This window comes from Pseudomonas syringae (assembly GCF_000737245.1).
Taxonomy (GTDB): Bacteria; Pseudomonadota; Gammaproteobacteria; order Pseudomonadales; family Pseudomonadaceae; genus Aquipseudomonas; species Aquipseudomonas syringae_J.
In genome coordinates, this window is record NZ_JPQU01000020.1 from 1 (window position 1) to 12,741 (window position 12,741).

13 protein-coding genes are annotated in these 12,741 nt (G+C 57.8%); 4 read left to right on the plus strand and 9 right to left on the minus strand.

Annotated elements, in window-relative coordinates:
* Window positions 1–216 precede the first annotated feature (216 nt).
* The 4 genes from IV01_RS20005 to rpoE form a co-directional block, all read right to left on the minus strand.
* Window positions 217–1,605: a DegQ family serine endoprotease gene (locus IV01_RS20005; RefSeq protein WP_229636092.1), complete on the minus strand. Its 1,389-nt coding sequence runs from the start codon at window positions 1,603–1,605 to the stop codon at window positions 217–219.
* A gap of 350 nt (window positions 1,606–1,955) precedes the next feature.
* Window positions 1,956–2,915 carry a MucB/RseB C-terminal domain-containing protein gene (locus IV01_RS20000; protein WP_032626555.1) on the minus strand — a complete coding sequence of 320 codons (960 nt, stop codon included), beginning with the start codon at window positions 2,913–2,915 and terminating at the stop codon, window positions 1,956–1,958.
* An 8-nt stretch (window positions 2,916–2,923) separates the two neighbouring features.
* Window positions 2,924–3,517, minus strand: coding sequence for a sigma-E factor negative regulatory protein (locus tag IV01_RS19995; protein ID WP_032626556.1), 594 nt, complete (start codon window positions 3,515–3,517; stop codon window positions 2,924–2,926).
* 32 nt (window positions 3,518–3,549) lie between these two features.
* The gene (rpoE, locus tag IV01_RS19990; RefSeq protein ID WP_020288878.1) at window positions 3,550–4,131 is read right to left on the minus strand and encodes an RNA polymerase sigma factor RpoE; all 582 of its coding nucleotides are present in this window, start codon (window positions 4,129–4,131) and stop codon (window positions 3,550–3,552) included.
* A 657-nt stretch (window positions 4,132–4,788) separates the two neighbouring features.
* On the opposite strand from rpoE, the gene nadB reads away from it, so the two are divergent.
* Window positions 4,789–6,405 (plus strand): L-aspartate oxidase, encoded by a 1,617-nt coding sequence (gene nadB, locus IV01_RS19985; protein WP_032626558.1) that lies wholly within the window; start codon window positions 4,789–4,791, stop codon window positions 6,403–6,405.
* Here the strand turns inward: nadB and IV01_RS19980 are convergent.
* Window positions 6,374–6,841 (minus strand): protein YgfX, encoded by a 468-nt coding sequence (locus IV01_RS19980; RefSeq protein WP_032626560.1) that lies wholly within the window; start codon window positions 6,839–6,841, stop codon window positions 6,374–6,376. The two genes, nadB and IV01_RS19980, sit on opposite strands and share 32 nt — an antisense overlap.
* A complete protein-coding gene (locus tag IV01_RS19975; RefSeq protein WP_032626562.1) occupies window positions 6,825–7,079 on the minus strand; it encodes a succinate dehydrogenase assembly factor 2 in 255 nt (84 codons plus the stop codon). Before IV01_RS19975 ends, IV01_RS19980 begins: the two co-directional genes overlap by 17 nt.
* 142 nt (window positions 7,080–7,221) lie before the next feature.
* Here IV01_RS19975 and IV01_RS19970 point away from each other — a divergent pair, with 142 nt between their 5' ends.
* Together IV01_RS19970 and IV01_RS19965 are read left to right on the plus strand one after the other, a co-directional pair.
* Window positions 7,222–8,163 (plus strand): YgfZ/GcvT domain-containing protein, encoded by a 942-nt coding sequence (locus IV01_RS19970; protein WP_032626564.1) that lies wholly within the window; start codon window positions 7,222–7,224, stop codon window positions 8,161–8,163.
* A gap of 123 nt (window positions 8,164–8,286) precedes the next feature.
* Window positions 8,287–9,108 (plus strand): HDOD domain-containing protein, encoded by an 822-nt coding sequence (locus tag IV01_RS19965; protein WP_032626567.1) that lies wholly within the window; start codon window positions 8,287–8,289, stop codon window positions 9,106–9,108.
* Between the two features lie 135 nt (window positions 9,109–9,243).
* Here the strand turns inward: IV01_RS19965 and IV01_RS19960 are convergent, their stop codons facing one another.
* From IV01_RS19960 to IV01_RS19950, 3 genes are read right to left on the minus strand one after another with little or no spacing between them, the layout of a single operon-like run.
* Window positions 9,244–10,629, minus strand: coding sequence for a sensor histidine kinase (locus tag IV01_RS19960; protein ID WP_032626569.1), 1,386 nt, complete (start codon window positions 10,627–10,629; stop codon window positions 9,244–9,246).
* Window positions 10,616–11,293 (minus strand): response regulator, encoded by a 678-nt coding sequence (locus tag IV01_RS19955; RefSeq protein WP_032626571.1) that lies wholly within the window; start codon window positions 11,291–11,293, stop codon window positions 10,616–10,618. Before IV01_RS19955 ends, IV01_RS19960 begins: the two co-directional genes overlap by 14 nt.
* Window positions 11,274–11,615 carry a hypothetical protein gene (locus IV01_RS19950; RefSeq protein WP_032626574.1) on the minus strand — a complete coding sequence of 114 codons (342 nt, stop codon included), beginning with the start codon at window positions 11,613–11,615 and terminating at the stop codon, window positions 11,274–11,276. Before IV01_RS19950 ends, IV01_RS19955 begins: the two co-directional genes overlap by 20 nt.
* Window positions 11,616–11,731: 116 nt before the next feature.
* On the opposite strand from IV01_RS19950, the gene IV01_RS19945 reads away from it, so the two are divergent.
* Window positions 11,732–12,718, plus strand: coding sequence for a Bug family tripartite tricarboxylate transporter substrate binding protein (locus tag IV01_RS19945; RefSeq protein ID WP_195758753.1), 987 nt, complete (start codon window positions 11,732–11,734; stop codon window positions 12,716–12,718).
* Window positions 12,719–12,741 lie beyond the last annotated feature (23 nt).

Genomic DNA, 12,741 nt, shown 5'->3' on the forward strand with positions numbered 1-12,741 from the left:
AGAAAAAAGCGGCATAAACCGTAACCGGTGTCCGTGATTACTTGACCAGTTCAGCCTGCTCGCGAAGGGGCAAGAACCTTCACAAACTCGCTTGAATCCGATACCGCTTTCGCGAGCAAGCTCGCTCCCACACGATCTTCGTTTACTGAGCAACAGCGGGCCAAAAAAAGGGGGGGGCGGTAATAACCGCCCCCCCCTTTGCGTCCACCCGCTGGGTTATTCAGCCAGCTTGAAGGTGATGAAGCTCGCCCGGCCCTGACGCAGTACGCGCATGGAGACGGAGCGATTCTTCGGCAAGCCTTTAGCGACTTCGCTGAAGTTTTTTGCCGACGTGAGTGCCTGGTTATTCAGGTGAGTGATCACATCACCCGCTTGCAAGCCAATCAGTGCGGCCGGACCATCAGTCACTTCCTTGATGACCACTCCGCCCTTGATATCGAGGCTCTTCTGTTGCTCGGCTGTCAGATCGACAACCGATACACCAAGGCGATTGCTGCTGCGCTCGGCACCCGCAGATTCCGGCGTACCCATTTCCTGACCTTCATCCGGCAGCGCACCGACGGTGACCGTAAGAGTCTGGCGTTTGCCGTTGCGGATGACTTCCAGCTCAGCCTTGCTACCATCCTTGAGGTTGCCGATCAGATGCGGCAAATCAGCCGACATGATAATTGGAGTGCCGTTGGCGCTGAGGATAACGTCGCCAACCTGAACACCGCCTTTGGCCGCAGGACCGCTTTCCAGCACCTGAGCAACCAGTGCACCGGCTGGTTTGTCCAGACCGAATGACTCAGCCAGGTCCTTGTTGACCTCCTGAATCACCACGCCCAGCCAGCCACGATTCACTTTACCGCTGGCTTTGATCTGGTTCGCGACATCCATCGCAACGTCAATTGGAATGGCGAAGGACAGGCCCATGAATCCGCCGGAACGGGTGAAGATCTGGGAGTTGATGCCCACTACTTCACCATCCATGTTGAACAATGGACCGCCAGAGTTACCCGGGTTGATGGCCACGTCGGTCTGAATGAACGGCACGTAGGTGTCATTTGGCAGGCTGCGGCCCTTGGCACTGACGATGCCTTTGGTCACCGAATGGTCGAAACCGAATGGCGAGCCGATCGCCAGCACCCATTCGCCGACCTTCAGCTTTTCGGAATTGCCCAGCTTCACCGTAGGCAGATCCTTGCCTTCAATTTTCAGAACGGCAACGTCGGTACGTGGATCAGTACCTACCAATTTAGCTTTAAGCTCGCTGCGATCGGAAAGGCGAACCAGAATCTCATCGGCGCCATCAATTACATGGTTGTTGGTCAGCACATAGCCATCTTTGGAGATGATGAATCCCGATCCAAGCGACTGGGCCTCACGCTGGCGATCACTCTTCGGAGAGCCAGGCTTGCGCCCTTGTGGCGGAATTCCCCGCTCGAGGAACTCACGCAGCATCGGCGGCAAACCTTCCAGGTCAGGCATTTGCTGCTGAGCGACAGAGCGTTCCGGCATTTTCTGAGTGGTACTGATATTCACGACAGCGGGGGAAGCTTGCTCGACCAGCGTGGTGAAGTCTGGCAAGGCTTCGGCTTGAGCCGTGGCCATCTGCCCGAACATCAGCAGAGCGGCAACAAACGAGAAATAGGTTTTAAAACTGGGTATGGACATAGGGCTCCCGTGCACAACGAGCGAAGTTAAGCAATGCAGACCGAATAATCTGATGGGGGCTCACCTTCAGTTTTCAACCGGGGGTAAAACTCCATCAGCTAATTTTTCTGGCCTGAAAACAACAAAGGCCAGAGCGGCAAGGCTGTGACCTATAGAAAAAAACGAGAGTTTTTGCAACTCGCAAACCTCACCAAACGTTTCAGCGGAGGCGGCGAACATCCTGCAAAGGCTTGTGCTGCGGCGGAACGAGCCCAAGATGAAACCTTTTACACCTTGGGCCCTGCTATTCACTTTTCGAGCTACTTCTTGTTGGCTGGCGCATCAGCGCTGCGCAGTGAAAGCGCGATTCGCTCGGCGGTACCCAGGGGAATTTCACCTACGACGGTAACCATCGTGTCACCTTTTGGAGTCGTCAGTCGCCGCGATATGGCAACGGTCGGTCCGAGCTGCGTACGCGTATCAGTAATCGTCGGACCGCTCACGGGTGCGACAAACACCGAAAATCTCGCCAAGCCATCGTCGAACATCAAGTTGCTGATCTGAACTTTCGATTCAGCTTCCTTGCGCACTGCGCTGCTACTCAGCTCAAACCCGGGCGGCACCCACTCAAGACGCCAAGGGGCCGGCTTGCTGGCGGCCTTCTGCTTGGCTTTAACCGCTTCGACAGGCCGACATTCAGCGCTGGGTTGCAGCACGTCATCAGTGGGAACGCTGGTGCTCAGCTCGGTGAATTGAAAACGCTCAAGCAGCTGCCCCTTCTCGCTCAACAACAGCGATTTGACTGGCAGGCCGGTTTCGTTATCAACATGCAGTTCGACGCCGAAACGATGCTGGTCCTTGGGAGTAAGCGCGATGATCGTAGCGGGACGACCAGCCACCCGCGAACTGCCGACGGTTTTAATGTCGTACCACGCAGAGAGCTTCTTAGCGTCGAACCCGTGGACCGATGTCTCAGGCTGATTGGAGACTCCGCTTTCAAGCTTGCCGCTGACGCATTGGGTCAAACCGTCAGCACGAACGACTTCCTGAGCGGAACCATCGAGTTGGAGCAGGCGCTCACGAACCTTGCCATCGGTGACCCGATGCCAAATTCGATGAGTGGAGAAACTACCATTTCGTTCGTAAACGAAGGTGCCTTGAAAGCTTTGCTGCTGCTCAGCGTGCGCAAGACGCTTCAACGTGTCTTGCGCATCATCGGCGTGAGCGGGAAGGACGAGCCATCCACCAAGCAATAAAGGCAATAGAGGGACGGCGCGCATTATCTTCCTTAACGGTTTTCCAGGCTGGCGGCGCGTGCGTAAGGCAGAGCGCTTTCAGTTCCTTTCAATGCAGCTTGCTGGGCATGTTGACGCAAGTAACCTGGCAAACGCTGGTCTTGCGAACCTGCTTGACCTTGCAACACACCGTTGGCCATAGGACCTGGTGCCTGCTCAGTGCTTTCGGTGTAGCCAGCCAGTACGGCCGGACCTTTCACTTGCGGAACAGACAGGCTGGCAGGCTGCGGAGCCTGTTGCGCCAACTGTGCACCCGCGATGTCATCCTGGTTGTACAAACGTACGCCGGCCAGAACGGCAACAGTAACGGAGGCAGCAACTGCGAGACGACCCAGGCTACGCCATGGACCACGAGCAGCTTTCAACGGACTGACTTCATCGGCGATCGCGGCAGAGACTGCAGCCGTGATATCCAAGTGAGGGATCAACAGCTCTTTGTGCATTGCTGCACGAGCAATCTGATAACGCGACCATGTGGCACGTGTATCCGCATCGTCGATGGCATTCAATACCCGACGCAATTCCAATTCGTCCGCTTCGTTATCCATCACCGCGGACAGCGATTCCTGCAGGGCTTCACGACTCATGGCGGTTTCCTCTCTTGGCTATCGCCGCTGTCTCAGGATTCCTGCAACAACGGCTGCAGGGCTTTATCGATGGCTTCCCGAGCGCGGAAAATCCGAGATCGCACGGTACCCACCGGACATTGCATGACGCTGGCAATGTCCTCGTAACTCAGACCGTCGAATTCGCGTAAAGTTAGTGCCGTACGCAAATCTTCCGGGAGAAGCTGGATGGTTCGATGGACAGTGCCTTCGATCTCATCCCTCAACAATGCACGTTCTGGCGACTCGATGTCCTTGAGGCCATGATCGCCATCGTAGAACTCCGCATCTTCAGACCTTACATCGCTATCCGGTGGCCGCCGACCGCGCGACACCAAATAGTTTTTCGCCGTGTTAATGGCGATGCGGTACAGCCATGTATAAAAGGCGCTGTCACCGCGAAAGTTTCCTAGCGCACGATAGGCCTTGATAAAGGCTTCCTGCGCAACGTCCTGGGCTTCATGGGTGTCGTGCACGAAACGCACGATCAACCCGAGAATCTTGTGCTGATACTTCAGCACCAACAGATCAAAAGCTCGCTTGTCGCCGCGCTGTACGCGCTCGACCAGCTGCTGATCCTCTTCCTGGGTTAGCATGAACACTCCTCATTGAGCTTGAAGGAGCGCTGTACCAGCCACTGTGTTGGCTTGAATACATAGACTCGGGCTTCTCGCAAAAGTTCTCCCCTCCAGGCAAGTTTCCTGCTGGCACTCAATGGCCCGCACGAAAAACGCAGCTCGAACCAGGTCGGCTGCGCGAATAATCTGTCGTCGAATCCGCTGGCGGTAGCTGTTATCTAGCTCCGTTAAAGCCGACGCTTTCCCTTTACAGGCAACCTGCTATTGAGCCCGGGCCATGATGAAAAGTTCCCGAATTCAACTTGCAGGTGTAAGACCACCATTGCATCACCGTAGGAAAAATCCCGCGACAACGTGAAAAACTGCCGCCCCTATTGTGAGAATGGTATGCAGCAAGCGTCGGACTAAAGCACAATCCGGGCCCCGCTGTGGTACCACATTGCCATAAAGCGGGGCTATTGTGCCGCTCCCCCCTTACTTATACTAGTAGTCCGTCTCCCAAATACGCTCACTTCGGGCGAGTGGTTGATATTGTCAGACAAGGCGCGACGACCACTCATGGCTGGGCTCCAGGAAAGACTGGCAAGGTAGTCTGGCGAAATCAGGCGTCGCTCGAATGGCACCGCTTACTTTGCGAAACGGGCCACCAGTGGCCGCCGCACACGGAATTCAGACATGAGCCAATTTTTTCAACACGACGTACTGGTCATTGGCAGCGGCGCGGCGGGACTGAGCCTCGCGCTGACTCTCCCTGCTCATCTGCGTATCGCGGTCTTGAGCAAGGGTGACCTGGCCAATGGCTCGACGTTCTGGGCTCAGGGCGGGGTCGCGGCGGTGCTGGACAACGCGGATACCGTGCAATCTCACGTGGAAGACACGCTTAATGCCGGTGGTGGCCTGTGTCATGAAGACGCGGTTCGGTTTACCGTCGAACATAGCCGCGAAGCGATCCAGTGGCTGATCGATCTTGGGGTGCCCTTCACCCGTGATGACCAGTTGGGCACAGAAGACGGCGGGTTTGAATTCCACCTGACCCGTGAAGGCGGCCATAGTCATCGACGGATCATCCATGCCGCCGACGCCACCGGTGCAGCAATTTTCAAAACCTTGCTGGCCCAGGCCCAATCGCGACCGAACATCGAGTTGCTGGAGCAAAGGGTCGCTGTCGATCTGATTACCGAGCGCCGACTCGGCATAGACGGCCAACGCTGCCTGGGTGCGTATGTGCTTAATCGCAACAGCGGAGAAGTCGATACTTACGGCGCCCGCTTCACCATTCTTGCCTGCGGCGGTGCGGCGAAAGTCTACCTCTACACCAGCAACCCGGATGGTGCCTGTGGCGATGGCATCGCCATGGCCTGGCGGGCAGGATGCCGGGTCGCAAACCTGGAGTTCAACCAGTTCCACCCCACTTGTCTCTACCACCCACAGGCCAAGAGCTTTCTGGTCACCGAAGCCCTGCGCGGTGAAGGTGCCTATCTGAAACTGCCCAACGGTGAGCGCTTCATGCAGCGCTTTGATCCGCGCGCCGAACTGGCACCACGAGATATCGTCGCGAGGGCAATTGACCATGAAATGAAGCGTCTGGGCATCGACTGCGTCTATCTGGACATCAGCCATAAACCGGAAGACTTCATCAAAAGCCATTTCCCGACGGTCTATAAGCGCTGCCTGGAATTTTCCATCGACATTACTCGCCAGCCCATCCCGGTAGTGCCTGCCGCCCACTACACCTGTGGCGGAGTAATGGTCGACGAGCACGGCCGGACCGACGTCCCGGGGTTGTACGCCATCGGCGAAACCAGCTTCACCGGCCTGCACGGCGCGAACCGAATGGCGAGCAACTCGCTGCTGGAGTGCTTCGTTTACGGCCGATCGGCTGCAGCAGAGATTATCGGGCAACTGGCTAAGGTCGAGGCCCCGGCCAACCTGCCAGGTTGGGACGCCAGCCAGGTTACAGACTCAGACGAAGACGTGATCATTGCTCACAACTGGGACGAGTTACGCCGGTTCATGTGGGACTACGTGGGGATCGTACGCACCAACAAACGTCTGCAACGCGCTCAGCATCGTGTGCGGTTGCTGCTCGACGAAATCGACGAGTTCTACAGCAACTATAAAGTCAGTCGTGACCTGATCGAGCTGCGCAACCTGGCACAAGTGGCAGAGTTGATGATCGCTTCGGCCATGGAGCGCAAGGAGAGCCGTGGTTTGCATTACACTCTGGACTATCCGGACATGCTGCCGGATGCCATCGACACTATTCTGGTGCCACCCACCTACGTCGGCTGAATTTGAGCCGCACCCGCAATCGACGGTGCAAGTCCGGCGCCATGGCATCACAGGGGATGCAGATCCCCTGAGTCCTGCGCCAGCCACCACGGCCCTTCCCCGCGACCCGAAAACGCAGCACCACCAGCGGCGGCAGCGCGATGCTGTCGCGTTGTAACTGCACCGGCTGCCAACCGCCCTGCATGCTCCACAACTGCCAACCCTCACTGGTACGCCGCAACCCAGTGAAGGCCGTCGCACGACTGAGTGAGATCGAACCTGGCACCACCCACAGGGCATGGGCCAGGCAGGCAGCGAGCCCGATTGCAGACAGCCAGCCCGGGGCTGCCAACACATATAAAGCCACAATCGCTGCCAGCTGTACGGCCAGATAAGCCATCAGCAACCCTCGAGAGGGCTGCCAGTGGCATTCGAAGCAATCAGGCAGGCTGGACACGGTCCAGAATCATGCGGACCATTCGCTGCAGTTCCGCGTCTTCGGATTCGGCGCGCTGCATGAACCAGCCGAACATGTCCTGATCTTCACAGGTCAGCAGGCGGCGATACAGATCGCGGTCAACGTCATTGAGCGTCGGGTAAACTTCCCGGACAAACGGCACCAGCAGCACATCCAGTTCAAGCATGCCGCGGCGGCTGTGCCAGTAAAGGCGGTTGAGTTCGACTTCTTCGACCATGGAGCGCTCCTCAAAATAGGCGGCGAGTATACAACCGCAAGTCGAATCAGGGCACCGCGCATTGGTCGCAGTAGTTTTCAGGTACACATAAGCCGGACTCGGCACTATCATGTGCCCCAGACTTTTTCCGTTGCGATGACTCATGGCCGACTCAGCTTTCTACTGCCCGCTTTCCCATGAAGGTGTTCTCGCCGTCCGCGGCGTTGATGCCAGCAAATTTCTGCAGGGTCAATTAACCTGCAACCTTGATTACCTCAGCGACGCCAAAGCCACGCTCGGCGCGCGCTGTACGCAAAAAGGCCGCATGCAATCGAGCTTTCGCATCCTGCTCGAAGGCGACGGCTGCCTGTTGGCGATGGCCAGCGAGCTGATCGAAGCCCAGTTGGCCGATCTGAAGAAATACGCGGTTTTCTCCAAATCCAAACTGACCGATGAAAGTGCCGTCTGGGTGCGTTTCGGCGTACAAAACGGCGATGCAGCACTGGTGAATCTCGGACTCGATCTGCCGCAGGAGACAGACGCGGTCGCGCGCAGCAACGATATGATCGCCGTCCGCGTTTCCCCCGCCAGAGCAGAATTGTGGGTGCGTGCAGAGCAGGCCCCCGATATCCAGGCGCGTCTGGCGGCGCTGCTGACTGAGGGCTCGCTCAATGACTGGCTGCTGGGCCAGATTGAAGCCGGTATTGGTCAGGTGTTTGGCAGTACCCGAGAGGAATTCATCCCGCAGATGATCAATCTGCAGGCCGTTGGCGGCGTCAGTTTCAAGAAAGGCTGCTACACCGGCCAGGAAATCGTCGCGCGCATGCAGTACCTGGGCAAACTCAAACGTCGTCTTTATCGGCTGAGCCTGGCTGGTTACGACATACCTGAGCCGGGCGCGGCACTGTTTTCGTCGGTTCACGCCAGCGCCGTCGGCAATGTGGTGCTCGCCGCGCGTGCCGGAAACGGGGTGCAGTTGCTCGCGGTTCTACAGGCTGATGCAGCGGAAAGCGGTGACATCCATCTGGGCGCAGCCGATGGCCCGGCGCTGCAACTGGCCGAGCTGCCCTATATCCTGGACAGCAAGCTCGAAACACAGCGTTGATATGAATACGGTTGATATAACTACGAACGCCTTCATGCCGAGAATGTCTGCATATTGATTCCGCTTCCGTGCTCACCTAGAGCGCGGAGATGCGGGACGACCCCAACGCCTGTGAGATGCGACATGAGCCAGATGGCTGACGAGGTGCAGAGAAACTTGATCAAGGCCATCGACAGAGATGCCTTGTTTCTGCCAACCCTCCCTGAAGTAGCGCTAAAGATCCGCCTCGCTGCTGAGAACACCGAAATAAGTGTCGCCGCCCTGAGCAAAGTGATTGGCAGCGACACCGCGCTGTCCGCTCGCCTGATCAAGGTTGTAAACAGCCCCCTGCTGCGCCCTAACTTTGAAGTCAGTGACGTCAACACTGCGATCACTCGGTTGGGGGTCAATTACACCTGCAACCTGGCGATTGGCCTGGTCGTGGAACAAATGTTCCATGCCAAATCCGAGGTGGTAGAGCGCAAACTGCGTGAGATTTGGCAACAGAGCCTGCAAGTTGCGGGCATTGCTTACAAATTGAGCCAGAAGCGCGCGACGCTTAAACCTGACAAGGCAACCCTTGCAGGACTGATTCACCTGATTGGGGTATTGCCGATCCTGACCTATGCCGAAGATCACTTCGAACTGCTGTCTGACTCGGTCAGCCTGAATCATGTGATCGAACGCATTCACCCAGTGATCGGGGAGCGGCTGCTGCGCTCCTGGGATTTCCCCGAACTGTTGGCGACTGTGCCGACTAAATTTCAGGATTTCACACGGGTATCAACCAGCCCGGACTACATCGACCTGGTCCAGATCGCGACGGTGCACCTGCATCAGGGGACCAGCCATCCTTATAGCCAGATAGAAATGAGCAGCCTGCCAGCCTTCCATCAATTGGGGCTGGACCTGAGTGGCGGTCATCTGGGCGCGGAAATGGATGAAGCGAAGATGATGCTTTATTGAAGCCCGGCAAGGATTGCGGATTTCTGTGGGAGCGGTGCTTGCCCGCGATAAGGGCGATGCGGTCCATCAGGCAGGCCGAGGTGTTCTTATCGCGAGCAAGCTCAGCTCCCACAGGTAGATGAGCCCAACACATTACTACCCCACCACAAAACTCACCCGCACCTTCAACCCCCCAGCCGCACCATCATGCAGGCTGATCTGGGCCAGGTGTGCCCGGCAGATTTCTCCGACAATCGCCAACCCCAGCCCTGAGCCTTTGCCCTGCTGCTGGCTTCGGTAGAAGCGCTCGAACACTCGATCTCGCTCTGCTGCCGGAATGCCCGGGCCATCGTCCTCGACTTCGAGGATCCCCGGCGCACTGACGCGCAGGATCACGTTGCCGCCCGACGGCGTATGCGCCAGCGCATTGTCGATGAGGTTGCTCAGCAGTTCGTTGAGCAGCGTCGGCTCACCCAGCAACAACACCGGCTGATCGGCCTCCAGTGCCAACGACACCCCATGAGCATGCGCCAGGGGTGCCATCGCCATCCCCAGTTCCCGCGCCAACCGGCTCAAGTCCAGTGTTTGAGCGCCGCCTTCTGCAATGGCCCGCGCACCGTTTTCGATACGAGCCAGAGACAGCAACTGGTTGGCCAGATGAGTCAGACGATCAGTGCCCTGCGCAGCCTCTTCCAGCGTCGTGCGCCAGTGCGCGGGTTCAGGATCTCGCAGGCCTAATTCGACCCGAGCCTTGAGCGCTGCCAACGGGGTACGCAACTCATGAGCGGCGTCGGCAATGAACTGCGCCTGACGTTCGAATTGCTGACGCAGGCGCTCGGTAAAGTGATTGAGTGCGCTGACCAGCGGCCGCAGCTCGTGCTGCACTTCAACCAGCGGCAGTGAGCGCAAGTCATCCGGCTGACGCTCCTCCACTTCGGTCCGCAAGCGCTCCAACGGTTGCAATGCGGCGCTGACCGTAAACCACACCAGCAACAACGCGCCGGCGCCGAGCATCCCCAGACGCAGCAACGTATCGGCCATCAGGCTACGGGCCATGCTGACCCGGGCCTCTTCGGTTTCAGCCACGCGAATTTCAGCCATGCCGTTCATGTTCGGTTCGCTCACCGGCTTGAGCAGGTTGACCACGCGCACCGACTGGCCCTGATACCGGGCCGTATAGAAACTGGCCAGTGCCGGATAATCGTCAGTTCGCAAAGTGCCGGGAGGCGGTGAAGGAATGCCCTCGTAACCGGAAATCAGCTTTTTGTTGATGTCGTTGACCTGGTAATAGATACGACCGGCACTGTCATAGGCAAAGGTATCCAGCGCGATGTAGGGCACATCCGCGCTGAGGGTGCCGTCACGCTGGGAAACCCCGGCAGCGATGGTCCGAGCAGAGGCCAGCAGGGTTCGATCATAGGCAATGTCGGCCGCTTCCCTGCCGTTCCAATACGCGCTCAAACCACTGGCGAGCATGAGCACAGTCATCAGCAGCCCAAGGTTCCACAGCAGTCGCCAGCGAAGGCTGTTATGCCTGCTCATCACGGCTTTCCAACAGATAGCCAAGACCGCGGAATGTCACGATGGCCACGGGATGGCCGTCGAGTTTTTTGCGCAGACGATGCACATAAATTTCGATAGCGTCGGCACTCGCCTCTTCATCCAGACCGAAAACCTGGGAAGCCACCTGTTCCTTGCTCATCACTCGCCCAGGGCGAGCAATCAACGCCTCCAGAACCGCCTGTTCGCGGGACGTAAGCGTCAGCAGCTCATCACCCAGGGTGAAACGACGAGTATCCAGGTCGTAAGCCAGCACGCCGCACCGCTGCTGCCGCTCGCCACCCAGCACGCTGCGGCGCAACAGCGCCTTGACCCGCGCTTCCAGCTCGGAAAGCTCGAACGGCTTGGCCAAATAATCGTCAGCGCCCAGATTCAGGCCATGAACGCGATCCTTCACGTCGCTGCGCGCGGTCAGCATCAACACCGGGAGGTTTTTACCTCGGCCCCGTAAACGCGCCAGCACTTCAAAGCCATCCATGCGCGGCAGGCCAACATCAAGAATGGCGACCGCATATTCCTCGCTGCTCAGCGCCAGATCGGCAGCAACGCCATCATGCAGCACATCGACCGTCAGACCAGCGCTCTTGAGCGCCTGGGCTACGCTTTCAGCTAATTGCGGATGATCTTCAACGAGAAGAACACGCATCGACTTCTCCTGATTGCGTGACTTTTAGGAGTTCGGAGTTTACAGGCGACTTGTCGGCTGTGAAGCACGGAAACAACTCAAAACTCAATTTAGCTTGCCTGTGAAAGGTTATTGAAAGGTTTGCGAAAGCTTCGCTGTTTAGCATCGGGCAAACGGCCATCTCAGCGGCCGCAAGAAAGACGCCTCGAAGCGTTTTCAAAATAAGAACAAAAATGGAGTCAACCATGACGATGCCAACGTCCAGGGCCTTCTCGCCCACCCGCAACGACCCCCACTGTTTTTCAGAATGCACGCACATGACTGCGGGCACAGCTTCGCTCATCCCTTATTTGCGCTTCAAAGAGCGATGAAAACGTTGTCAGCCGCCAGGTCATGGCTGCTGGCATGAAAGGAAGCAATTCAAACCGCTGCACATCCAAAAACAAAAAACTCTGGAGACTGACCATGACTTTATCCTTGCGTCGCCTAGCGCTGGCCGCTGGCTGCATGATGTTCGCCACGCACCTGATGGCGGACGAACCCAAACGCCCTGAATGCATCGCCCCGGCCTCGCCCGGCGGTGGCTTTGACCTGACCTGCAAACTGGTGCAGAGCGCGTTGATGAACGAGAAGATCCTCTCCAAGCCGATGCGTGTTACTTACATGCCCGGTGGCGTTGGAGCGGTGGCCTACAACGCAGTGGTCGCTCAGCGCCCTGCCGATGCCGGCACGCTAGTGGCCTGGTCCAGCGGTTCGCTGCTCAATCTGGCACAAGGCAAGTTCGGTCGCTTCGATGAAAACGCAGTGCGCTGGCTGGCCGCTGTCGGCACCAGCTATGGTGCCATCGCCGTGAAAAGCGATTCGCCCTACAAAACCCTCGACGATCTGGTCAAGGCACTCAAGGCCGACCCAAGCAAAGTCGTGATCGGTTCCGGCGGCACCGTCGGCAGCCAGGACTGGATGCAAACCGCACTGATCGCCAAGGCCGCGGGCATTAACCCTCGCGACTTGCGTTATGTCGCCCTCGAAGGCGGCGGCGAAATCGCCACCGCCCTGCTCGGCGGTCACATCCAGGTCGGCAGCACCGACATCTCCGACTCCATGCCGCACATCCTCAGCGGTGACATGCGCCTGCTGGCGGTGTTCTCGGACAAGCGCCTGGACGAGCCGGAAATGAAAAACATCCCGACTGCCAAAGAACAAGGCTACGACATCGTCTGGCCAGTAGTACGTGGCTTCTACCTCGGGCCAAAGGTGACGGACGAAGAATACAAATGGTGGAAAGACGCCTTCGACAAGCTGCTGGCATCCGAAGACTTCGCGAAGCTGCGCGACCAGCGTGAGCTGTTCCCGTTCGCCATGACCGGCCCGGAACTGGACACCTACGTGAAGAAACAGGTTGCTGACTACAAGACCCTGGCCAAGGAATTTGGCCTGATTCAGTGATCGATTGACTGACTAGTGGTCGT